Below are 25,523 nucleotides of genomic sequence, written 5' to 3' on the forward strand. Positions count from 1 at the left end.
TTGATAGTACAATCTATTGAATAGTTTGGTAGATTGTACTATTTTAAAAACATTAAAAAATGAAACATTATAAAAATCTTGCTGAAATGCATAGCGATAATGGTTTTCCAAAACCAGAAAATCCTTTAATTAGTCTTTATCATTGTGATGGCAGATGTTCGCTAAATGAACAAGAATTTACAAGTGATTTTTATATGATTGGTTTTAAAAAACTTAAAGCCGGTGTCATATTATATGGAAGAACAAAATATGACCATGAGCAAGGTTCTATGCTGTTTGTAAAACCAAGACAGATCATAGAAATGAAAAATCTTGAACACGATGAAGACGGTTTCTTAATTTTTTTCCACGAAGATTTTCTTAATGGTAAACCGCTTCGTAATGAAATTTCAAATTATAATTATTTTGAATATGAAACTAATGAAGCGCTGCATCTTTCGCCTCAGGAAGAAAAAACGGTCTGGGATATTTTTCATAAAATAGAAAATGAATACCTCAACAATCAAGATGAATACAGTCGTGAAATCATACTAGCTAATATCAGTACTTTATTAAAATATGCGCAGCGATTTTACAAGCGTCAATTTATAAACCGTTTTGAAATTTCGGGTAAAACCGTTACTAAGTTTACTGAAACTCTTACTAAGTATGTAAATAATGGTCAGCTTGAAAAAGGTCTTCCGTCAGTTAATCAGCTTGCAGAACAATTAAATTTAAGTCCACGATATTTAAGCGATTTACTTAAACAGGAAAGTGGAAAAACGGCTTTAGAGCACATTCATTTATTTTTAATTTCTGAAGCAAAAAATCTGCTTGTTATTGACAATAAAAATGTTTCTGAAATTGCTTATTCTCTGGGATTTGATAATATATCTTACTTTTCAAGACTTTTTAAAAAAGAGGTCGGATTAAGTCCAATGCAATTCAAGAAAGTAAATTTAAACTAAATCATAAAGCCTTAAAAGTTATAGCTTTATGATTTAGTTTTTAAAGTTGTTTATTTTTTTTCCATATCAATATATGCTGGATATGATTCTTTATTTGGCAAATCAAATTCTTCGTCGTAAGGCTGTGTACCGTCAGTATTATTATTGTATAATACAACACGTTTTTTACCAGTTTCCGTACTCCCTCCAATGCCATTGATAACATTTTGAATATTACCAGAACCCGCAAAACGAGTAGTACACATTTTTTCGAGTTTTACATTCGGGCTGTTAGGTATTTCAAAACCATTTTTCTTGTTTACTTTGCCATCAGTTCCAGTTAAAACCGCATAAGAACCCATTCCTATACTATGATGTTCTTTTACAGTATTGGCTACTTTGAATGCTGCATAACCATCAACTCTTCCCCCCTGACTACTCCAACTTGCTTGATTTGGTGCATCGTATGGTGGTTCATTTTGGAAGAAATAAGTACTGCCGCCCTCTCCTAACCATAATACTTCATATTCCTGAAAATGTTCTGTAAATAAGCCATAAAGCGTGACATCATCGCCAGTAACAATAAGTCCGTTTTTACATCTGTCTCTTGCCCAGCGTAAATCTCCACCACGCTGCGAGCCGTGATCTGCACGCCACAACCAGAAGTGGTCGCCCACAACATTGTTACTGTTGATTTGCATAGCAGTCTGTATTTGAATATTTTTTGATTGAACCCCGCCTACTCTACAAGTAATATCTGTAAGCAAAATAGGATTTGCAGCATGGTCTGCATTTGCTCCTTCGGCACCAATTCTAATTTGATAAGTTGTACTATTGAATGAATCCATAAGAAGACCGGCAATGATAATTCCGTCTTTATCATCAGCATAGATACATCCCCAAGTGTTTTTCTCAGTAGGTTCCAACGTCACAGAAGCTATACCAGCGCCCAAAAGTATTGCATCTTTTCTATTGACCTGAATAGGCGCATTTAATGTGTAATGTCCCGGTGTAAAAAATATATTTTTGCCTGCTTTTAGCGCAGCATTAATTTCAGCATCAGTATCGCCTTCTTTAGTAACATACCAATCTGTAAGCAAATCTTGAATTTTACCTTTACCCATATCTGTTGAAGACCAGGAAATTCCTTGTCTATCTTTTTGCCATGCCGGAATAAATATTTTGTATTCGCCGTCTTTATCTATAAAAAGAAAAGGTTTTTCTCTGATGATAGGTGTCGTAGGAATTGGAGAATTGGCTTCATCTGCTTGTGGAGGATTGACACAACCTTGCCAAACCATATTATAAGAACCTCCCATTGCTCCCGAACCCGAAGGAAAAATTGCATTTCTGGTATACCATTGCTGTTGTCCGCCCCAGTTTGGTCTGGATGTTGTAAAATGAGTGTCGGCAATAAAACCACCGCTGCCCCAAAAATTCGTATTTCCGATATCTGAAATATATTTTGAAGTACTTTCAATCAGCATTCTTCTTGCGCTGGTTGATTGAGAAACCGTCCATGCAAAATCTCGCATCACTGCTACATTTTCTACAGAACGCCAAAAGGTACAGGTAGCATTTGCTCCGCCCGAAAGATGCGGTCTGGTAAATACAGAACCCAGTTTAACATCTGATGGTAATTTACCCAAACCTCCAATATGAGAGTAGAATCCTAATTCTATAGAATTAGCTGCTGCCGATGAAGCAGAACCTGATCCTCCCGAATCGTAAGTCTGATCCTTAACATTTGCTTTGAAATAATAGGCCTGACGTTTTGTTGTCCACTCGCCATTTGCTCCGCCTAGACCAATACTGCCAAATTGCGAATTAATATCGTTTTTTGCAGTTTCTGCTTTTTCATATTTTCGATCGTAGAAATACATATTAGGACCAAAAATTTGGTTCTCTAGCGAAAGTATAATGGTTACAGCCCCACGAGTGACCTTATAATAATTTTCATACTTATCAGCATTTGGTTTATTATCTATGAATGTCAATTTAGAAGTCGAACCCACCGACACAAAATCTGATGCCAAACGACTGCCTCCTCTTGTAATTATATAATCTCCAGAAGTTCCGAATGCTGACCAAGATAATGTTATGTTATGCTTTTTCTTGTTGTAAACAATATTGCTTTCTATCTTATTATTTAGTTCGTTTTTATCCGATGGATAATATGCCGCAAAACTGCATAGCGTCAAGATAAATACAACTGCTATAAATATAGAAGTAACCTTTTTGTTCATGTGAATTTCTTTTTTAATGGTATTATTGATTGTATATATGTGGGATTTCGAAGATAGTGAATAATCTTTTAACCTAATAATTGATTGTTTTGTGATATTATAAAAATCTATCCAATCATAAAAATAGAAGAGACGACCCGATATGGGTCGCCTCTATTATTTAAGGCAAAAATGAAATTTAAATTTTATCTTCATCAGCAACAGCATCCTGCCACTTATCCCAAACTTTTACGCCGGCATCGTATCCATCATAACCAAAATTCTGACTTAACTGTCCTTTAATATTAGGCTCTATAGCAAGTCTATACGGAATTGGCCAGTAATTATTACGTTTGTCCATAGTATAAAATTTTACGCCTGGTTTTAAAGCAATACCACCTGGATATTTATTGTAAATGGTATAATGAACAAGACGTTGGTACCAGTAACTTCCTCCAGTAGCGTTTGTTCCAGATTGTTTGTCCCAAGTCGCTACGTTATATGTGTTACCCCATTCGTCTGGTTTTCCGCTAAGAGCCAAACAGTGCGAAATACGTTTTAACTCCACATTTCTCCATTCTTCCATGTAAAGCTCTCTTCCTCTTTCTGCGCAAATATCACCAATAGTTACCGTAGTATACATTTGTGACGCTTTTGCTCTTGCTCTTACCACATTCACATCCTGAGCTGCACCTGTAGCATTTCCTTGATAAAAACGCGCTTCTGCACGCAATAAATAAGTCTCTGCTAAACGATAGATATACAGATGCGCACTAGCTCCAGAAGTAGCTCCCTGAAAATCATTTGCTGCTGGATTAGCTTCTGCTACAACATCATGATAAAAGATTTTATAATGCGGGAAATCATACCAATCACGAATAGAATCTTGTGCTAAAAGTTTACCTGTTGCATCCTTCATTCTAAAATTTTGTCCAGCCCATGTTGCACTTCCACCTGCTCCAGGAGCATATTTAAGATCTTCCATATTAACCCAGTTACCAACAGTACTGTTATGTCTAAGATCTTGCTTATCCTCAATATGGTTTACAACCCACATAGGATGTTGTGAATAATAAGAACCGCTAATAGTACCAATACCACGTCCTATTGCTCTTTGGTAATCATATTTTGCATTATAATTAGTCTTATCAGTCAATGGAAAACGCGGTGCCGCTGTTTTACCATCAGGAGTAATTAAGTTAGCATCATTCCAGTTAGGTCCAAAAATTCTCATTGAGGCAAATGCTAAAAACGACTGTGCTCCTCCGTTTGGTGCAACTAATATAGCTTCCGTATTAGCAGAAATCACTTTATTCTCAGGTCTGTGTAAATCCCAGATTACATTTCTTGTAATTGGCCATGCAGTAGGATTTCCTCCTGGATCAAAAATTCCTAAATTCCCTTGTACTAAAGAGTAACCTGATTGATTAATCAAAATATTGGCTTGTGCCTCAGCATCAGCAAATCTTCCAGATGCCAAATAACACTTAATTAGCAACTGACGACAAGCACCTTTACTAACCATACCTACAAATCCTATTTTTGATTGCTCAGGTACCCATTGTACAGCTTTTTCCATATCAGCTGTAATCATTTCGATGATAGCTTCTTTTTTAGTAGAATAATAACTCTGCTTTGGAACTGCCAAAATTTTAGTAATCAATGGTATATCGCCAAATTGATATACAAGATTAAGATAACGGTATGCTCTGTGAAAATAAGCCTGCCCGATATATTTATTTTTAACTTCCTCAGATAAAGTGGTTACATTACCAATATAGGTTAATACGGTATTAGCATTTTTGATTCCTGTGTAGGCTTCAGTCCACATAAACCCAAGGTAAAGATTCTCACCACCTGCATCTCTTCTAAATATGTTAGTATCAGCAGTAGGAACTACAGTTGCAGCATAATCCGCAATATTACCAGCTGTATCCGTTTTTCCATATTGTGCCATATCAGAGAAAAGATATTCTGTACCAATAGGAACATTCACACCAGAAAAGTTAAAGTGAACATAATTATTACGCAGCTGTTTATCGCACAGTGCTAAAGTTGCCTGCAACCCAGCCTCTGTAGAAAATGTAGCATCTGGTTCGTAAAACGAAAGCGGGTCTGATTCCAGAAAATCTTTTGAACAAGAACTAGACAGAGTCGCCACTACAATAAGAGGCACTAGTCTTGAAATTTTATTTTTTATAAATCTTTTCATTTTTGAATAATTTTTAAAGTTGTACGCTTAATCCTAAATTAAACTGTCTTGTAGCCAATCCTCCAGTTTCTGGATCTCCAAAATATTTCCATTCCTTAGAAGCCGACCAAGTTGCCACGTTTTGAACTGAAGTATAAATTTTTAGATTTTTAATATGTGCACGTTCTAAAATATCTTTTGGAATCGAATATGATATCGAAATATTGTCCAAACGAATAAAACTACGATCGTACAATTTTCCTGGAGCAGCCGGAGTTCCTGCAGGTCCTTTAGCGTCAAGACGAGCCCAGTCATTGGTTGGGTTGTCAAGTGTCCAATACGGATTTACATAAGGATTGAAGTTAAATTTATACAAACTACTATCGTTGAAAGTATTCACATAATTTGAATTAAGCGATTTGCCCCCAACATTTGAATACATACTGATACCTAAATCCCAATTTTTATAAATCTTAAAATCATTACGCATCGACCACTGTACAGGAGAATTTGAATTTCCTAAAAATTGCTTGTCTTTTTCATTATAAACTGCTTTTTTATAAGCAACACCATTTGCGTCTACTGCATCTACATCATCAGCAGTATAGCTATTGTCAACTTTTGGATCTCCAGGACGTTGTCCGTATCTTTGAGCCTCAGCCCACTCATCTTTTTGCCAAATTCCAGTTACTTTATAGTCCCAAATTTGAGAAATTGGTTTACCTATAAACCATCCATTAGCTGAATCATCACCCTCTTTACTTCCAATTACATTACCACTAGCATCTTTAATATCTATTTTATTGCCATATAATGACACAATTTTATTTTCGTTATAAGATATACCAAATGAAGTACGCCATTCTAAGTTTGGTTTTTTCATATTAAGAGTACTAAGACTCAATTCGATACCTTGATTTTGAACTTCTCCAAGATTGGTTGCAATTGATGAAAATCCAGTGAAACCAGGCAGAGACTGACTCATAATCATATCATGTGTAGCAGATTTGTACATATCTACAGTAGCAGTAATACGATCATGCAAGAAACCTAAATCAAGACCAATATTTGTTGATGTTGTTTTTTCCCATACCAAATTTGGATTTGCCATACGATCAAGTGCTAAATATCTAATTTCAAGCGCTTTTCCTCCAGCATCTAAATACCCCATTGTTCCAGTATTTACCAAGTTTGCCAAAGAAATGTAAGGATCCGCAAGAGACCTGTTTCCGTTTTTACCCCAAGACAAACGTAATTTACCTGTACTCATCGGCTCCCATTTAAACCAGTTTTCATTTTTAAAGTTCCATGCAACACCAAAAGAAGGGAAAACTGCATAAGGATTTGAAGCTCCAAAAGCCGAATATCCATCACGACGAATAGTAGCTGTCAGCATATAACGATTATCAAACGAGTAGAAAAGTCTTGCCATTAATGCATCTGCTGTTTCATGTGTGTCGTTTGATCTTAGTGCACTATTTGCTAATGTTGCAGTATTAACATTGTGAAATCCTAAAGCATCTGAAGGCTGAATGTTATATGCATCCATTCCATCTGACCAAAAACGTCTTTCTTCAGCTTCCTGAACCAAAGTTGCTATGATGTGATGTTTTTCAGCAATTGTATAATCCCACGCTAATGTATTATTTAAGTTATAGTCAAATCTCATATTATTATTTCTATTTACCCCATTAGTAGCTGCAGGAAAATTTGGATTTTGTGTTGATTTGAAATAACGATCGTGGAAAAATTGATAACGAGGAGCAATATTAAATGAATAAGTAATACCTGCAGGCAATGTTACCTTTGTGTTAAAAACAGTATTCAATGTCGTATAACCTGTCTCTTTGTCAATAAATTGACGTTCGTAGTAATAGTTATAGTTTTGTCCTGAAACATTTTTCCCCATTGGCTGTCTCTCATAGTTACCATTTGCATCAATAAAGGTTCCAAAAGGGCTAGTTCTCATCATATTATTATCCCCAGAATTTGTACCTAAAGAAGGAGTAACATCTCCATCTGATCTGTCCTGAAAATTAATATTTGCTCCAAATTCAAGCCAATCCGTGATTTTAGTATCAACTTTTATATTAGAACGAGCTGATCTATAGTCGTTTCCAACAATAGCTCCTTGCGAAGTCATATAACCAAAAGACATATAATAATTAACCTTGTCACCTGCTCCGGAAACACTCAAATTATTATCACGGTTAATTCCAGTTCTAAAAGAGCTGTCACGCCAATCGTGTGTTTTATCAGCCAGAAAATTAGCCATTAATGAAGGATCGAAATTCAACCCTAAACGATTTCCCCATACTTCCTTACTACTCTTTCCTGCTGTCTGCGCAGCTGGTTGATACGCTAACCATTGCGCTTCAGTAATACCCCATTTACCTAAATCATTAGGATTTGAGAAATAACCTGGTTTATTTGGCGCTACTGTACCAGATATAAAGGCTTCGTATTGCTTAGTTGTTGGATTGACACCATAAGTTTGAGCAGTTTCCCAATCTTCACGATATTTTAAATATCCTTCTGGTGAATATACATCACGGTAAGCACTTTTACGACTTGTAGTGGTGTTTGAAGTAAAACTAATGATAGGCTTACCTGTTTTACCCTTTTTGGTTGAAATAAGAATAACCCCTGCTGCCGCTCTCGATCCATATACAGATGCTGCCGATGCATCTTTTAAGATATCAAGCTGTGCGATATCATCAGGATTAATTTCTGATAGCTCACCGTAAAACTGCATTCCGTCTAGAATAATAAGCGGTGAATTGTGACTTCCTCCAGTATAAACAGAAGTCTGCCCACGAATCTGGATATTTCCTCCTCCTTTTGCAGAAGGGTCATAACCTACTCTTACACCAGGAGTACCTCTCAACACGTCCTGAACAGTTTGCGGATTCTGATTTGCTAACTTGTCTGGCGTAATCTGAACGATCGATCCTGTTAAATCCTTTTTCTTCATTTTACCATAACCTACTACAACTACCTCTTCTAGTGAAGTAGTAGCCTTAGATAATTTTACATTAACTGAAGCTTGACCCTTGTATGCAACTTCCTGCGTTACATAACCTAAATAAGTAAATACCAATACAGCATTTTCGTTATCTACTTTTAAAGTAAATTTTCCGTCAAAATCTGTTAAGGCCGCATTTTTACTTCCTTTTTCTAAAACAGTTACTCCCGGCAGTGGCATACCAGTTTCATCATTTACTTGTCCCTTAATGCTTTTTTGAAGTTCAACATTTTCAGACTCAGTTTTACTCTTAGAACTAATAGCGTATGCCTGGACTTGAGATAAAGAAAACAATGCACATAACATCATCATTTTCTTAAATCCAGATACACAATCAGGACTTTTTTTGATCCTAATAAAATTTGTCATTTTTGGTTTGTGATTTTGGTTAATTGAATTAATTAGTTTTTTTGAAAACCATTGTAACGTTGGTGAAATTGCAACAATGATTGGTGTTGCAAAAGTGATTAATTAACGTTTTATTAAGGAGTAATAAAATCCGTTTTAGGGTATAATAAAGTATGAGTACTACTTCTAAACCTCATATTTAACCTTAAAAAAATTAATTTGTCAAAAAAAACCTAGAAAAAAAACACAATACACAAATAATTAAGAATTCATTATAATAACATAAGCTTTCAAATTGTTTTAATAAAAAAAGCGGTTGCAAAAACAACCGCTCTTCAAAAATTCTGTATATGTAAAAATTATCTTAGAAAAGGATAATCTGTATAACCTCTTGCTGTACCGCCGCCAAACAAAGTATGATTATCTGAAATTTCATTTAAAACCGCATTTTGTTTTACCCTTTGAGGATAATCAGGATTAGTTAAAAATTTTCTGCCGTAGCCAATTAAATCAACCAGATTATCTTCGATCAATTGTTCGCCTTCTTCAGGTGTTTTATTTCCCGTTGCAATAATGGCATTTTTAAAATTAGAACGAAGTTCTGTTCTAAAATCATTTGGAATTTGCGGCGCATCGTCCCAATCTGCTTCACAAAGATGAATATAAGCAATATCAAGATCATTCAAAACCTTAGCTGCTAAACCTATAGTCTGCAAGATTTCAGGATCGTTCATGTCTTTAAAACTAATAAATGGAGAAAGCCTTACACCTGTTTTTTCTTTTCCGACAGCTTTTGCAACCGCTTTAGAAATTTCAATTAAAAAACGAGTTCTGTTTTCTTTTGTACCTCCGTATTCATCCATTCTTTTATTGCTGTTGCTTCTTAAAAACTGATCAATCAGATAACCGTTTGCACCGTGAATTTCAACACCATCAAAACCGGCTTCAATAGCATTTTTTGCTCCTTGTACAAAATCTTCAATTACTTCATCAATATCTGCTTTACTCATTTCTTTTGGTTCTTCTACCGGTACAAAAGTCGCATCGCCATTTGGAGCTCCATCAAAAATATAAACACTGGTATTTTGAGCTAATAATGCAGAAGGAGCTATAGGTTGTAATCCGTTTACTTTAGAACTGCTTACTCTGCCAACGTGCCACAACTGAAGAAATATTTTACTTCCATTTTTATGTACTGCATCGGTGATTAATTTCCAGCCTTCTATTTGTTCTTTGCTGTAAATTCCGGGCGTTTTAGCGTAACCTTTTCCTTGTAAAGAGATTTGCGAAGCTTCTGTAATAATAAGACCTGCTGTACTTCGCTGTGCATAATATTCAGCCATTAAAGCATTTGGAATATCTCCCGGCTGTGAAGATCGCGAACGTGTCATTGGAGCCATTAAAAAACGGTTTTCTAAATTAGCGCCGCTTAAATTGTATGGTTGAAATAATTTTTGGTTTTTCATTTTAGTTATAATTTTAAATGCGTTTATTTTTTATTTTAAAATCAATTTATTTAAAAGCTTTTTCTATAATTAATGTTTCTTCGTAAAGTGAAAATTTGCTGATCAGATTATTTTCAACGGTAAGATGTATCGCCAAAGGCATTTTAAAATGTTTGCCTGTTTTCTTCACTGTTCTTTCTATAGTTCCAAAAACTGCCACTTCGTTACCTTGCACCATAAAAGAATGCACATCCAGTTTTTCACTTCCGTCAATAAAATAACCGAATAAGGTTTTAAACAGTTCCGAAACTTCTGCTCTCTTACTGCGATGTCCGGTCCAGGGCATATATTTAGATTCGAAAATATACCAGTCAACGTTTTCTGAAACCATTGAAGCTATTTTTTCCGGATTCTTTTCCGTTATATAGCCAAAGAACTTTTCTGCGGTTTGCTTTGTGTTGATTTCCTGATCGGAATTTACTTGTCCCTGAGCTGAAAAGCCAAGCAATAATAGTAATGCTATTAATTTTATATTTTTCATTTTTAATTGTTTTACATTTTGTTTCATACTATTGGTTTTTAATTATTGGTCTGGTTTGTTTTAAATTCAAAAAGCATACTTAAAACATAAACAACTACAAATCAATTAATTAATCTAAATTAAAAAGTTTTAGCCAACTTTATTTCGTTGTAAAACGAAAAAGAGTCACAAAATTTCGTTTCTATTTATTCATTTCTAAAAACAGCTTCCAACAAAATACCTGAAGGCGTGTGAAGAAAGATTCTTTTTTCATCAATATCTTTCAATTCCATTGTGGTGTAAAAGATTGCTAATCGATCTAATTTTGATTTAAAGTTTTCGAAACCATTCATATAAAATGCAGTATGATCTATGGCTTCTGATCCAGCATTATTTTGAAGCTGAAATCGTGGAGCTGCAAGAATGATATGAACTATCGGTTTATCATCAGCATACAACCAATAACCCGGAATCGACTTTTCGATCACATCTGGGCGTTTTCCTTCTTTTAAATCAAAAACTGTGGTAAAGAAATTTTTCGCTGCCTCTATATCTTTTGTCCTAATAGTAGTATGATCTATATGCATGATAATTGTGTTTAATTATTATACTTTGCTTCTGAGTTATCTATTGGCGTTTTAGGATCATTGATAACCATTTTTGCAATATCATCCTTTCTCATAAAAGCTACTCCTTTTTGCTTTTTGGCATATTGTATAAATTCATCCATTGCATGTACCATCGCTGGCGTTCCTCCTATTCTGTCATGGAAACTTATAGACATCATTCTGCGTTTTGTTGCTCCTTCGGCATACAATTGATCAAATTCCATTTTTAATTGTGCCAAAAATTGATCAGGGCTCCAATGTTTACCTTCAATATTTATAATATCGTTGTTACGAACTGTATAAGGCATTACGACAAAGTTTTTACCGTTTACTTTTGTGATAAAAGGTTCATCACGGCTTAAATCGTCAATGTGATATAAAAACCCAAGTTCTTGTAAAACTTTCAATGTATTTGGACTTCTGCGAAGCCAGTTTGCATTGTATCCTGTGGCTCTTTTTCCTGTAATGGATTCTACTGTATCTACTCCTTTTTTAACAAAAGCCAATTCATCAGCATAATTCATATTCCATTGATTGCTCCAAGAATATCCGTGTGCGGCAATTTCGTGGCCTCCATTTGCAATTGCTTTTGCCACTTCCGGGTATTTTATGGCAGCTTCTCCAACAACATGCGAAGTCACTTTAATATCATACTTTTTCCATAAATCTAGCATTCTGTAAATTCCTTCTTTTGCACCGTATCTGTACCAGCTTTCTGCGGGTAAATCTGGGTTTCCTTTTGGCAGTGGATTACCAGAAAATGGACTCTCTGCGCCTTCGGGTTGACCGCCGGTTTCAAACTGCATTGATACTGAAATAACCAACTGTGCTCCGTTAGGCCAGTTTTTGGTTTCTTTTACTGTTTTATTCTGTGCAGTACTGTTTAAAGATAGAGCTAACAAACTCATTATAAACAAAGAACGCAATCCTATTAAATATGTTTTCATTTTTTTATGTTTTAAATTATAAGACAAAGATATAGCGGAACAAAAGGTAATTATTTGTACAAATTCATTGTATATTTGTACAAATTCATCCTAAATTAAATATCATGCAGCGGTTTAATAGTTTTCAATCGATTAATGTGTTTTCTCTTGAATTAGAAACCTGGACATATGAATTGCATAAGCATAATTTTTATGAATTGATTTTTGTTGAAGAAGGAAAAGGAAAACATTTATTGAATGAAATTTCTTTTTCGTATAAAAAAGGAGATGTTTTTCTGCTTACGCCCGATGATGCACATGAATTTGTTATTGAAGAAAAAACCATTTTTACTTATATAAAATTTACTGAGCAGGTTTTTATTGAAAAATTAAGCGCAAACAAAAAAACGCAATGGGAAGAATCCTTAAAGAATGTCCTGACAATGAATCAATTTAATATTGGAAGTATTATTGAAAATGAGCAAGACAATCATAATTTATTTTTGCTTGTTAGGATTCTGAAAGCTGAATTTATTGATAAAAGATTGTTTGGCGACGAAGCTGTTATCGAACTCTTTGGTGCGCTTATGGTAATTATAACGCGGAATTTAAACGAAAATAAAAATATCAGAAACAGATTCTCGCACGACACTGAAAAACTGAACAATATTTTGACTTATATAAGAATCAATGCTTTGGACAATGAAAAAATGGATATAGAAAATATCGCCAGACATTTTTTTATGTCGTCTAACTACATCAGCATTTACATAAAAAAACATACCGGACTTTCGCTGCAACAGCACATCATTCAACTTAAACTCAAAACTGCAGAAAAACTATTACGCCAGAAACGATTTAATATCAATGAAATTGCCATACGATTGGGATTTAATGATGCCAGTCATTTTAATAGAATTTTTAAGAAATATAAAGCTATGAGCCCATCAGAATTCATTAAAAACACGGCCTAACAATTAATAAAAAAATCAATTTTTATAACTCACTCTGTTTTAAATTCCATTAATTATATAATCGAAGTCTCAAATTATATAAATTCTGGCAGTAGTAATATTTTAATTTTGAATGTATTAGAATCTAAACTCATTTAAAACAGAATTATGGAAAATTTAATCAATCAGGAAAATCTGGAAGATATTAGAGAATTTATTGAAGATAAAATTGCTGATATCCCAGGCAGTTATATACTTGTTGGCGCAGTCGGCTCATTGCTTTTATCTTCTTATTTGAGTAAGATAGGTAAAAAACAAGCTGCTTCGGTAATTGCAAAATTATCTATTCCTATTATCGGAATAGGGCTTGCAAAATATAAAGACGTAATTGAAGCCGGGATTGAAAATCACCTTCCTAATTACGATAATGCTTAACAGAAACATCTTTAAAAATAAATCTGGAAAAGGACTCCTAAAATATAGTTCTTTTCCAGATTTATTTTCATCTTTAAAATCGTAATCTACAATTCTATTTTTGTTTTAAATTTTTATAATAACGTTTGATGAAAATTGTCATAATAAATCTCAAGTAATAATTCTGCACCATTTGAAGAAGCCAAATCAATTAAACCAATTTCACAAAGTGCATCTATTCTGCAGGTTTGATCTTTAATTGATTTTAATTTGCCGACGCTTTTGTCAAAAACAGCGATATTTTCAATAGCATTTTTCACAATTATAATTAATTGTTTAAAATCATCTGCAGATAATTTACTTTCTTTTACATAATTTTCTAATCTGCCGCCTTCTCTATAATTTGGATAATTTTCTAATCCCATAAAAGTCAGCATCCAGACTTTATTATAACTCCAGATTGTTGTAATAATTCCGATATAATCAGCAATTAATTCATCGTGCAGGTTATTCGCAGCGTGTCCGTATTTTTTGAGTGTGTATAAATGCGTAAATTCATGTTCTTTACGTATCGAAACCGAATAAGAATCCCATAAATCTTCTGTTAATCCCAATTGATCCGCTGTAACGTTACTGTACGGTTTTGTACTTAAAATGATGAATTTATCTTTGTATAAAGATCTGTTGGGCATAACATTATCTGAAAACTCGGTGTTCCAATCGCCGGAAGGATTGTTTTGCAGCCAGTCTTTTTTGATATTATTTAATCTTTTCCAATTGTTTAAACCGTTTAGCAATACTGCTCCCATTGATGGCGGAATTGGTACGGGATTATTTTTATGTATCAGCGACTGTAGTATTTTTATAAAATCTTCTTTATTAGGAATAATTAATACCGGAATTTTGCCTGCAATACTTTGATGAAGTTCTAAACTGATGTTTTTTGAATCTTCTAATGCCAGATAAGCGGCTAATTTAATAGTATCTGTTTTCCCTCTTAAAACAACATTTTTATACAATTCAATTTTATCGATTTCCTTTTCAATTAAAAAATTCAATTGCGGATAACATTCTTTTAAGAGCGTAAAAATGTCTTTTCTTTCAGAAGGATTCCATAAAGATTCTTCCCAAAACTGAATTTCAGGATCATCATTAAAAGTAGAAATCGTAGGAACATCATTTAAAATAAACTTATTAAAAAGATAGTTTCTAAGTTCTGAAGATAAACCAATCGATACCTCTTTATCTACTGGTTCTATGGGAAATAAATTGTTCATGATTTTACGAAATTTGGCGTTTTGCCAGTTGTGTAAATAAGCCGTCCAGCTGCATTAATTCATCATATGTACCCGATTCTATAATCTCTCCTTTGTCCAGAACATAGATATGATCGGCGTTTTTTATAGTACTTAAGCGGTGTGCAATTACAATACGTGAAGCCTGAAGTTTGTCTAAACTTTCGGCAACAATATTTTGGGTTCTGTTATCGAGCGCACTTGTAGCTTCGTCCATAAATAATAATCTGGGTTTGTGTACAATTGCCCTTGCGATCATTAGTCGTTGTCTTTGTCCGCCCGAAAATGTTCCTGCACCTTCGCTGATAAGCGTGTGCATTTCCATAGGCATATTTTTAATATCCTCTTCCATTCCTGCCATGCGTGCGGCATCCCAGGCATCGTCTAATGTTAGTTCAGAATTCCCTACAATATTCTGATAAATACTCCCGGCCATAAGTGCTCCGTTTTGTAAAACAACACCAATTTGTCTTCTTACCAATTCTTTATTCATGGTATCAAAAGTATTTCCATCATAAAAAATAGAACCCATTTCGGCGTGTTCAAATCCTAAAAGCAATCGCATAATGGTTGATTTCCCGGAACCTGACGGCCCAACAAAAGCAACCATTTTGCCTGGTTTTATTTTAAATGTAATATCTTTTAAAATTAAAGGCTGTTCGGGATCGTATCTAAACCAAACAGAATTCATCTCGATATCTCCCGCCAATTCGCCAGGATCAATACTCTGATCCATAGATTCGGGTTCTTCTTCTAATATTGGTTTTACTCTTTCGTATAACGGAATAACATTTAAAGAGGTTATAAAGGCCATACTTAATCGTAAACTATCGCTCAAAAATTTATTAAAAGCGGTAATAAAAGCCATAAAAGAACCTACAGATATCATACTTATTCCCGCAGTTGTAGCGTGCAGAACGGTATAATAGATAAAGGAGAAAAAGAAAATACTGGTAAATAACGGATAAGAACTATTGAAAATTTCGACAAAATTCTGATAGTTCCCAGAGTTGAATCCCAGTTGTTTTAGTTTTGAAAATTTTTCTGCCCAAAGCGTAAAAACTCTTCTTTCGCCGCCCGTTATTCTGATTTTGCTTATTCCTGATAAAAACTCAAAAAGAAAACCCTGAATTTCTCCCTGATATTCAGAAACTTGTCGATCATATTTTAATTTTAAACAACCAATTGTAATCATAAAAGCAACTGCAGTTACGGCAAGTCCTACTCCAACCCAAGCTAAACTAGAATCGTAATAAAATAAAAGTATCAGGTTTACAAACGAGAATGCGCCGCTCAATACCGCAGTCAATAAAGTATTAGAAAGTATTTGTCGTATGGCGTTGATGCTGAGAACTCTGTTGGTAAGATCTCCCGCAGTATATTTTTTATAAAAAGTTACAGGAAGTCTCAAGATATAATCCATAACGCCTGCCTGCAGATTGATACTGGATTTTGATTCTACACGCATTTGCAATACGCCCTGAACAAGCTGTAATCCGGCGGTTACCAAACCTATAATAATCATAATGGCAAATATTTCTACATGAATAGACCGGTCTGCGGTTGGGATTACGTCATCAAAAATAATTCCTGCCAAAATAGGAATTAATAAGCCTATTACACTTCCGGCAAAGGAAGCCAGAATTAATAATTTGGCATCTTTTTTAACGCCGTTCATGGCAAAATTCAATACCTTTTTTATGGAATCCATTTTGACATCAAATCCAGAAAAAAACATATAGCCGATTGGTTCTAATGAAGCTGCTATTTCATCATTTACAACAGATTCTGAGCCAGTTGCTAAGTTTTTTATCCAATACGAACCTGAAGTTTTTTGTATAAGTGCAACAGGATCATTGTCTTTTCTGGTAAAAGCTAGTAAATGTCCGTTTTCTTCTTTCCACCAAACGTCTCTTAAGATGATTTTGCGAACTCTTATTTTGGAGCTTTTTGCAATGGCATACAATAAATTTTTTGAACTGGTTTCGTTTGGATCAATGTGTTTGGGTTCTTCAAATTTAAATTGACTGTGCTCTGCAATGATCTGACAGGTTGAATATAATAAACTTTGTTTGTTTAATTTTGAAGCTGCGAGGTACGGAACACTTTTTTTATTGCCCGTAACTATTGATTTTATCTTTTCGAGCGTGTTTTTTAGTTCGTCTTCTTCACCAGCCAGTTTGGCATCCAAACTTGTATTTTCAGAAATACTATTCGTTTCTATTATTTTGGTTAATTGTGCATAAAAATGGGCTTGCAATTTTTCTAATGAAATTAAAAAATTCACATCTTCTTCCAGAACTTCACTGGTGCTTAATATTTTAACTTCTGTCGTAGTGGATATCGATTTTATCCATAGTTTATTGGATACCGGAATTGGAAAATTAGGATGCTGATCAAAATTAACATTAAGATCTTCGGAAAATATTGAAAGACTTCCGTTGTCCAGACCAACCCAATTTACGCCGTGTGAAGGATATGCAATGGCATTTTCTTTTAAATTTATGGTATTAAAATCATCAATGGCGGTAAAAACTCTGGGTGCGTTTTGTGAATTTAATTCTGCCGATGTTTTTAAGATCCATTTGTTGATCATGTTTTTCAAAAAGAAACGATCAATATGCAAAAGGTCGCTTTTTTCTATTGCGAGTAATTTTGCTTCATTAGAAAAAACAATTAATCTGGTTGTATCTGTGTAATCTACAGGAAGTAAGCTAAATAATAGTTCGCCTTTTTTTGCAGAATATAAATATTTAAGCGCACACAGATATTCTCCGTCTACGTCAATTTTAGTATAAAATACATTTACTTCTCCCGAAATAATCATCCAGAAGCGGTCTGTATTATGAAGAATCAATGGATTTTCTACCCCAATATGTATTTTCTCGTTCATTGATTTTAGATTTTATTTTGATTCAATCAGGCTTGCATAAACTCCGTTTAGTTTTAATAATTCTTGATGAGAACCACGTTCTACAATTTTTCCCAATTCCATAACAATAATCTCATCGCAGTCAATTATGGTGCTTAATCTGTGTGCTACAATCAGGCACGTACAACCTCTTTTTTTGATATTGTCCATTATCGTTTTTTCGGTCGTTGGGTCTAATGCGCTGGTCGCTTCATCCATAACCAAAATTGTTGGGTTGCCCGATAAGGCTCTCGCAATTTCTATACGCTGTCGTTGTCCGCCGCTAAAATTGGTTCCGCCTTCCATTACAGCACTATCATACCCGTCTGTTCTCGAGGCAATAACATCGTGAATCGCCGCATCGCGAGCTGAATTAATAATTTGTTTTTCAGAAATCATCGTGTCCCAAAAAGAGATGTTTTCTTTAATTGTGCCATTAAACACAATAACTTCCTGATCTACTACGGCTAACGAACTTGTAATGATGTTTCTTGGAATTGTTTTTCGGTCTTTTCCATCCAATAAAACATCTCCTTTCCACGGATCATAAAGTCCCGAAGCGATTTTGGCAACGGTTGATTTCCCGCTTCCGGAGCCTCCCACTAAAGCAACTCTGCTTCCGGGTCTTAGTTTTATATTGAAGTTTTCTATTAATGCCGGCATTGTGGTATTGTAGCCAAATGTGATGTCTTTCATTTCAAAATAGCCAATCAATTTATTTTTAAGAACCTCATTCTCTGATTGTACGTTTTCATTTGGCTCTTTTTCTCTAAATTGATTGTCCACTTCATAATTCAATACGTCATCAATACGGCTCATGTCACTTTCTGTTTCGTGCAGCAGATTACCAACGGTAACCAATTGATTTACTGGCGTAATAAAATTATTCATTAGATAAGTAAACGCTACAAGTGCTCCCAAAGTCATTTCGCCGTCCATAATTCGGAGTGCTCCAATTCCAAGAATCATTGAGTTGGTTAATGAGGTTATCAGATTCGGAAGAACATTCAGTCTGATGGTTAACCAGCCGAGTTCTTGCTGTGCATTCATTACTTTTGCCAGATAACCGATCCAGTTGGTAAAAAAGTCATTTTCTCTTCCCGATGCTTTTAAGGTTTCTACCATACTGATTCCAGAAGTTGTGGTTCCCAGGAGTTTTCCGGTTTCGTTGCTTAAGCGTCGGCTTCCGTCTTTTCTGGCCGTTGCAACGCATTTTAAAATGACAATATTTAATCCTGCCATAAAAATTCCGATCAAAGTAAGCGTAATGTCATAAGAAAACATTAGGACAGCATAAAAAATAATCACGATTACATTTAAAGCTGCATTGGCTAAATCACCGCTTAATAACTTGGCTACTTTATCGTTTAATGAAACCCTGTTTCCTACTTCGCCACTGTAACGTTGTGTAAAAAAGGCAATTGGAAGATGAAAAACGTGCCACAAAAATTTACTGGATGTTACTAATGCTATTTTTGTTTCCAGCTTTAGCAAAAAATATTGCTGCAGATATACTAATACGGAATTGATTATAAAGATTCCTCCCATAATCAACAGTAAAGGCATTACAAAACCGGAAAATCGGTTGATTAAATATTTGTCTATAAAAACAGTAAGAAACGACGGAATTATTAAACCGGGAATTACTAAAAATAAACTGGCAATAATAATATAGATAATGCTTGATTTTGAGCTGGCAACTCTGGAAAGCAAAGACCCGATAAGTCCTTTTCTCTCATTGCCTTTTTCAAAACTTTCATTTGGTTCAAAAGTCAGCACTACTCCCGTATACGCATCATCAAATTCCTGATGGCTTACGGCATATCTTCCCTGTGCGGGATCGCTTAAATATACTTTCTTTTTGGTAAAACCTTCGAGCACCAAAAAGTGATTAAAATTCCAAAAGATAATCGATGGAGTTTGTATCTGCATTAGTTTTTCGATCGATTTTGCGTAACCTTTTGCGTCGAGTCCGCACTCTTTTGCCGCTTTTATAATGTTGGTTGCTTTTAGTCCGTCTCTGGAAACGCCGCAAGCAATTCTTAATTTTTCTAAAGGCACAAATTTGCCATAATGACCTAAAATAATACTCAAAGCCGCCGCACCGCATTCAACACTTTCCATCTGCAATACAGTTGGAACTTTGACTGGCCTGGCTATTTTTTCTATAACAAAAGTGGTACTTTCAGACATCGTTATGTATTAGTATAAATCAAAAAATTTCTTGAATGCAGGAACTACAATTGTCACTGGAGGTTCTTGTCTTATGGTCACTTTTCCCATACAGGATGTGCCTTCTTTAATAAAAATCTCCGGTCCTTTTGCCGATGTCCATTTAAAACCGCTGTACGAGTTTGGATCTTTTTCAAAATCAACATGTACTTCAAATAATGGTCCTTGTGCCAAAAGTCCTTTGGCAAGCTGATCGTTTTTTATAGAAGTAAGCATACCTTGCTGTGTTACCGGAAAATCGGAAACGTAGGTTACTTTTCCTTTTATAAAACCATATTCTTGTGGCTGTACGGTAGATGGAACTACGAGAGCTTCCATTCCTCTTCGTATTTTTTTTCCGTCCTGAGAAGGGATGTATAAAATTCCTTTGAGTCCGGCGAGTTTTTTCTCGTGCAGGTTTTTGAGTTTAAACAATGGAGTTCCAGAACCAACAACAATTCCGGCATCGGTTAAAACCTCTATCACTTCTCCGTCGTACGGACTTTTTATATTTTTTTGAAGATCATATTTTTCGGTTAAAAACTGCAGGTTTCTTTCGGCTTCGGCAATTCTTTGGTTTTGTAATGTTACTTTTTGCTGTAAATCAAAACCCAGATTATGTTGTTGTGTTGAGGTTTCTACGGTTTGTCCTTTTAGTCTTTCAATTGTATTTCTTGACGCTTCTATTTGTTGTTTGGTTACCGCTACTTCCGATTTTGTTATTAAACCTTTAGAAAGCAGCGTGTTTTCTGAATCTAACTGATTATTGAGAAAAACGAGTTTCTTTTTTTCTGATTCAATTTCTCCTTGAATGCTTACTCGGGTTTGTTTGATTAATTCGCTTTGCAAATGTGTTCCCTGACTGCCATAAGTTGCGAGTTTTCCCATTTCAAACTTTCGATCAGATACTACGGCTTTTGCATCTTCTATTTGCTGATACAGTTCGGGTTGTTTTATGGTGGCAATAATGTCTCCTTTTTTTATATGTTCTCCTATGGCTGCTTTTAGTTCTACCAATTGTCCCTGAGATGTAGCAACAACTTCGTGTACTTCTCCTCCCTGCACAACTCCTACTACATCTAGTTTTGTTTTTACAGTACCCATAAATGCCCACAAAACGCCTGTAAACAGTGCCAATGCAACTGTAACAAGCGCTATCCAGGCTTTTGGGCCTGTTACTTTTATTAACTGGTCTAATTTTTCTGGAGTTGAAAGCTTCTCTAACGCCGATTTTCTAAAAAAACTTGCTGACATAGTTTCCGAGTTTATTATTAATTTTCTGTGTTTGGAACCGTATAAAATGCATTTTGAATGACTTTAAAATCAGGGCTTTCTTTGGAGACAAGTGTTCCTGTTTCGTGTCTGAGATTTATAATGGCGTTTGAAAACTGCTGCTCTGCATTTAGATATTCTAATTCTGAAAAAGTAAATCTTTCCTGAAACAGCATTAAATTAAGAAGCGTTGTTAAACCCATCTGAAATTTAATCTGCTCGTTGTCAAAAGCAGTTTTATGAAATCCCATAGATTCTTTTGCCTTCTCGAGTATTAGCACGCTGTTGCTTAAATTATTGAGCGAAAGGTTTACGTTTAAATCTACGTTTCGCTTTGCATTATCGCTTATAACTGCCTGATCGCTTGCTGCCGTTTTATTAATAGAATAATTTCCTTTTGCCAGATTATTGTTTAAGGCAAATGCGAAGGTCAATTTTGCTCCCACGCCAACATCTTGCCCCTGATTGTGTACAAATGATGTAAGCGTTTTATCTACTCCGTTTCCTACACTGGTACTTCCGTAATAAGCAAAACCAGTTAAGTCTAACTGGGGTTTCAAATTATTTTCGGCCAATTGTAATTGCAGTTCTACTGCTTCGGTAACTTTTTGCAGGGCTTTTAGATCGCCTCGATTCTCTTTGGCAGTTTTAATAAGTTCATTTTTATTGATGTTTTCTTTGTAACCACTTTCTGCAACTACCGGAAAATCATTTACCGGATCATCCAGCTGCTGGCTTTCTTCATCAGATAAACCTATTGTTCTTCCTAAAGTTAATCTTGCGTTGTATAAATTTTGCTGTGCAACAATCGTTAATCTTTCCTGGCTGGTTAAATCAGCACTTACCTGAGCCATATCGCTCTCTGGTTTTTTGTCTGCTTTTATTAATTCTTTGGTAATCTCTAAAACGTTCCTGACTCTGGCTTCGTTTTGTATGTAAACTTCAAGGCTTTTAAATGCGGTATAATAATTCCAATACGCGATTCCCATTTGCAGGATTTCATACGAATTGGTAAACTCATAATCCAGTTTATTTTTATCAATAATTAGTTTTGCAGCCTGTTCTCCAGTGGTTACTATTTTTTTTCCTCTTCCTTTTAAAAGCGGCTGTGTCAACGAAAAATTAAGCACCCCGGTATGGTTTCCATAAAACGGCCCTACAAATTCTTCGAATGTATTGTACGGAAAATTGCTGTTGTTATATCTGTATCTTAAACTTACTTCGGCAATTTGCGATGTTCTGAATCTTTTTTGCAATCCAGCCGAAAAATCTACTGAATTGGAGTTTAATGATTGGTTTAAGTATTGACTTCTTGGATCTGCATCATAAAGATTTAATCTGCCGGTTTGATACGAAAGCTCTGAATTTAATCTAAAATCAAATGTGCTCCATTGTACCTGCAGCTCCCCTTCCGCATTCTGTATGGCATAAAAATTTCTTTTAATATTAGGACTTTTGTTAAAAGTCATATTAGAAATTTCTACTAAGTCACATTTAATTTTAGATTGGCCTTCTATATTGTTAACAGCAGTAATCCAAACCGCAAAAAAGAAATATTTAAACCTCATTTAGATCTGATGTTTTAGCATTAATAATTGATTACGCCTCTGAAAATCGGTGCAGAATTTGTCCAAAATGCGAACCTGCCTGCGTTACTCCGTCTAATATTTTGGTATCTATCAAATCTTCCTCTTCCACTATTCCGTATCCTAATTGATCTGTTGTTTTTCTTAATCTGTTAGAAAGAAATAAAGCCAGTCCGTAATAAAAATTAGCTTTAAAATCTGGATTTGCCGCAAGTCTTACTTCTATTATCTCACGCGATATTTTATATAATATTGATGTTTTTTTGGCAACCACAGAAACCGATGGCGGTCTTGTTTCTAAGAAAGACATTTCTCCTACAACTTCTCCAGAACCTAAGGTTGCAATATCTTCTTTATCACCATTATCTGCGCATACAGACAATTGACCAGATAATACGATGTACAAACTATCTATAAAATTTCCTTTCTGAATGAGTTTTTCTCCTCCTCTTAATTCTATTTTTTGTCCACTGTGAATCAACCATTCTACATCTCTGTTATTAAACTGCCCTAAGAAAAAAAGTGCTCTTTTCATAATTATGTTTTTTTAGAAGTTATACTTGTTTGTTTGAATCTGTTTTTGATTTGCAACTCTGAATTTCTTTTATTTATTGATGTCCCGCAAAGAATCGTACAAACTTCCAAAGTCTGTAATTACCGTATTGGCAGATGTTCCTCCTCCGCAGTTGTCTAATTTTTTTTCGTCGAGTTCCTGATCATTCTGCTGCATTTTTATAGGAATGTTGATATACAGAAATTCCGGGTCAGACTGGTCTGTCACTTTTATCTTTTTCCCTATCGGCAGCCTTCTCCCAAAAAACGCTTCTAATGTTTTTTCAGGGTTTTTCAGCAATGATTTTTTAAAATCATCATTCTCCCAAGCTTCTGCAATTATCCTAAAAAATACATCCTGGCCTTTTTTCTGTTCTTCTGTTAAAATCATTTTCTTAATGCTTAAATTTTTATTTTGATTCTTGCTGACAATTGTTTTAATCGCTATTTATCTCAAAGAATTGATTAATTCTTTTGGTGAGATATCATATTGATTTAAGAACAACTTTGAGAAATAATGTACATCATTGTACCCTACAGCATATGCTACCTGCGAAATTGAGTTTTGAATGTAATTATCAATCAAATGTTTAGCTTTATGCAACCTTAATATCCGTATGTATTTATTGGGCGTAAGGTGTACCAGATTTGCAATTTTTCTGTGCAGCTGTCTTTCGCTTACTGCCATTTTATAAGACAGTTCGTAAAGGTTCATATCGTTTTGGCTGATCGAGCTGTAAATTTCCTTTTCCAGATTCAACAACCAATCCTGATCTAATTTTGTCACTTTCTGCGGCGTAATTTTATTGAGACATAATTCCTGAACATTTTTATTAGACTCGTAGATATCAAATATTTCCGGACGTCCCTGAATTGTTGTGCTTACAGATTTGGATTTTATTTCATCTATAATTTCCTGTATCAAATCATTTATCTGCTTGGTACTCGAAAAAATAATCTCGTTTTGAGTTTCATTTTCTTTTGTATCCGGTTTATTCGCTGCAATAATACTTTCTAACGGATTTTTAATATTCTCAACTATCTGATTTAAAATATCAGGAGAAGACCAATCTAGTGTAGTACTTCTTATCATCTCATTCATCATTTGTAGTGGTATTAATAGTTAAATCAGTAATCCGGACACCCTCAATTTTTTAATACTAACATGCGTAATACTGGTACTGCTTGTTTTGAAATGTTTGATTAGACATTTTATCGATGGAGTGCGATGTCACTAATGCTTTATTGTTATAATAAAATTCTTGTAATCCGTTGTAATTCATGGCTACTGGTATCGTTTCAGAACCCAGATAGTTTATAGATTCTCCTATAACTTCTGCTTTAATACCCATTAATTTCATTATTCTTAAAAGTTTGCTGTCGCATTCTGCAAAGACAACACCGTGTTTCTGCTCGCATATAGGAGCAATTGCACAAACCATTAATTTTCTAAATAATGTTTTGTCTTTTACATCTTTTTTGGTCGCAAATCGGCCGATATGCCAAACAGATGATCCCTTTTCAGAATAACTATAGCTTAAAGGATCTATGTTGAATATTTTCTGAAGCGGCAGTTTTGTTTTATAATCCCATTTTATTACTCGAATTGATCCCTGAATGTTTCCTGAAAAGTCTTTGGCAACAAAAATTTCAGAATCTTTAAAATAATTTAATTCTTCATCATAAATTTCCTGAGTGTCTTCAATAATTTCTTTCTCAGTTACATTTTCACAATGATGATTGAAGTTTTCTTCTACTACGAATTTTGCTAATTCACTAAGTTGGTTTAATTCTAATCTTTCTAAGTAATTTTGAGTTATAGTCATGGGGTTTATTTCGATTGGTTCATAACAAATCTAATTTTCATACCGCGTAAATCTGCTACACTAAATAGTAGTATTCGCTTACAAATCAACAAACTACCCCAAAGGGTAGTAACCGATTTTAAGTCGTTTAAAAAAAATAATTATGAGAAATAAGCCAAATTAAGGGAGAGTCTTGTATTTACTGGCTTTAAGGGGAAATCCTACATTTTTTTAGACAGAAAAATATTTATAAAAAAGTTAAAAAATAATAAGTGTAATTATTGTTCTTCTATAAGATTAGTGTAATTAT

The 25,523-nt window shown here is 34.6% G+C and carries 19 protein-coding genes; 3 read left to right on the forward strand and 16 right to left on the reverse strand.

Annotation, left to right across the window (positions count from 1 at the left end; all coding sequences use genetic code 11):
• The first annotated feature begins 59 nt into the window (after window positions 1–59).
• Entirely contained in the window at window positions 60–947 is an 888-nt protein-coding gene (locus EV144_RS01720; protein WP_134145568.1) for a helix-turn-helix domain-containing protein, read from the forward strand.
• Window positions 948–997: 50 nt separating this feature from the next.
• Here EV144_RS01720 and EV144_RS01725 read toward each other — a convergent pair whose 3' ends face one another.
• The 7 genes from EV144_RS01725 to EV144_RS01755 all read right to left on the reverse strand — a co-directional run bounded on the left by EV144_RS01725 (window position 998) and on the right by EV144_RS01755 (window position 12,235).
• A complete protein-coding gene (locus EV144_RS01725; protein WP_134145570.1) occupies window positions 998–3,172 on the reverse strand; it encodes a hypothetical protein in 2,175 nt (724 codons plus the stop codon).
• A 178-nt stretch (window positions 3,173–3,350) separates the two neighbouring features.
• A complete protein-coding gene (locus tag EV144_RS01730) occupies window positions 3,351–5,363 on the reverse strand; it encodes a RagB/SusD family nutrient uptake outer membrane protein (RefSeq protein WP_134145572.1) in 2,013 nt (670 codons plus the stop codon).
• 13 nt (window positions 5,364–5,376) lie between these two features.
• Entirely contained in the window at window positions 5,377–8,736 is a 3,360-nt protein-coding gene (locus EV144_RS01735) for a SusC/RagA family TonB-linked outer membrane protein (RefSeq protein ID WP_134145574.1), read from the reverse strand.
• Between the two features lie 338 nt (window positions 8,737–9,074).
• Window positions 9,075–10,181 (reverse strand): alkene reductase, encoded by a 1,107-nt coding sequence (locus EV144_RS01740; RefSeq protein WP_134145576.1) that lies wholly within the window; start codon window positions 10,179–10,181, stop codon window positions 9,075–9,077.
• A gap of 46 nt (window positions 10,182–10,227) precedes the next feature.
• Window positions 10,228–10,701, reverse strand: coding sequence for a nuclear transport factor 2 family protein (locus tag EV144_RS01745; RefSeq protein ID WP_208326827.1), 474 nt, complete (start codon window positions 10,699–10,701; stop codon window positions 10,228–10,230).
• Window positions 10,702–10,886: 185 nt separating this feature from the next.
• Window positions 10,887–11,267 carry a VOC family protein gene (locus EV144_RS01750; RefSeq protein ID WP_134145580.1) on the reverse strand — a complete coding sequence of 127 codons (381 nt, stop codon included), beginning with the start codon at window positions 11,265–11,267 and terminating at the stop codon, window positions 10,887–10,889.
• A gap of 11 nt (window positions 11,268–11,278) precedes the next feature.
• Window positions 11,279–12,235: a polysaccharide deacetylase family protein gene (locus tag EV144_RS01755; RefSeq protein ID WP_134145582.1), complete on the reverse strand. Its 957-nt coding sequence runs from the start codon at window positions 12,233–12,235 to the stop codon at window positions 11,279–11,281.
• Between the two features lie 104 nt (window positions 12,236–12,339).
• On the opposite strand from EV144_RS01755, the gene EV144_RS01760 reads away from it, so the two are divergent.
• Complete coding sequence (locus EV144_RS01760; RefSeq protein ID WP_134145584.1) at window positions 12,340–13,188, forward strand: AraC family transcriptional regulator; 849 nt, start codon at window positions 12,340–12,342, stop codon at window positions 13,186–13,188.
• A 147-nt stretch (window positions 13,189–13,335) separates the two neighbouring features.
• Window positions 13,336–13,602 (forward strand): hypothetical protein, encoded by a 267-nt coding sequence (locus EV144_RS01765; protein WP_134145586.1) that lies wholly within the window; start codon window positions 13,336–13,338, stop codon window positions 13,600–13,602.
• A gap of 113 nt (window positions 13,603–13,715) precedes the next feature.
• Here the strand turns inward: EV144_RS01765 and EV144_RS01770 are convergent, their stop codons facing one another.
• From EV144_RS01770 to EV144_RS01810, 9 genes are all read right to left on the reverse strand, one after another.
• Window positions 13,716–14,858 carry a DUF7005 family protein gene (locus EV144_RS01770; RefSeq protein ID WP_134145588.1) on the reverse strand — a complete coding sequence of 381 codons (1,143 nt, stop codon included), beginning with the start codon at window positions 14,856–14,858 and terminating at the stop codon, window positions 13,716–13,718.
• A 4-nt stretch (window positions 14,859–14,862) separates the two neighbouring features.
• Window positions 14,863–17,769: an NHLP bacteriocin export ABC transporter permease/ATPase subunit gene (locus EV144_RS01775; RefSeq protein WP_134145590.1), complete on the reverse strand. Its 2,907-nt coding sequence runs from the start codon at window positions 17,767–17,769 to the stop codon at window positions 14,863–14,865.
• A 12-nt stretch (window positions 17,770–17,781) separates the two neighbouring features.
• Complete coding sequence (locus tag EV144_RS01780) at window positions 17,782–19,980, reverse strand: NHLP family bacteriocin export ABC transporter peptidase/permease/ATPase subunit (RefSeq protein WP_134145592.1); 2,199 nt, start codon at window positions 19,978–19,980, stop codon at window positions 17,782–17,784.
• A 9-nt stretch (window positions 19,981–19,989) separates the two neighbouring features.
• Window positions 19,990–21,252, reverse strand: coding sequence for an NHLP bacteriocin system secretion protein (locus tag EV144_RS01785; RefSeq protein ID WP_134145594.1), 1,263 nt, complete (start codon window positions 21,250–21,252; stop codon window positions 19,990–19,992).
• 17 nt (window positions 21,253–21,269) lie between these two features.
• Window positions 21,270–22,838: a TolC family protein gene (locus EV144_RS01790; protein ID WP_134145596.1), complete on the reverse strand. Its 1,569-nt coding sequence runs from the start codon at window positions 22,836–22,838 to the stop codon at window positions 21,270–21,272.
• A gap of 31 nt (window positions 22,839–22,869) precedes the next feature.
• Window positions 22,870–23,391 carry a cyclic nucleotide-binding domain-containing protein gene (locus EV144_RS01795; RefSeq protein ID WP_134145598.1) on the reverse strand — a complete coding sequence of 174 codons (522 nt, stop codon included), beginning with the start codon at window positions 23,389–23,391 and terminating at the stop codon, window positions 22,870–22,872.
• Between the two features lie 69 nt (window positions 23,392–23,460).
• Window positions 23,461–23,799, reverse strand: coding sequence for an NHLP leader peptide family RiPP precursor (locus EV144_RS01800; RefSeq protein WP_134145600.1), 339 nt, complete (start codon window positions 23,797–23,799; stop codon window positions 23,461–23,463).
• Between the two features lie 57 nt (window positions 23,800–23,856).
• Window positions 23,857–24,513 carry a helix-turn-helix domain-containing protein gene (locus tag EV144_RS01805; protein WP_134145602.1) on the reverse strand — a complete coding sequence of 219 codons (657 nt, stop codon included), beginning with the start codon at window positions 24,511–24,513 and terminating at the stop codon, window positions 23,857–23,859.
• Window positions 24,514–24,568: 55 nt separating this feature from the next.
• A complete protein-coding gene (locus EV144_RS01810; protein ID WP_134145603.1) occupies window positions 24,569–25,234 on the reverse strand; it encodes a hypothetical protein in 666 nt (221 codons plus the stop codon).
• Window positions 25,235–25,523 lie beyond the last annotated feature (289 nt).

The sequence above is a fragment of the Flavobacterium sp. 270 genome, from assembly GCF_004368785.1.
GTDB lineage: Bacteria > Bacteroidota > Bacteroidia > Flavobacteriales > Flavobacteriaceae > Flavobacterium.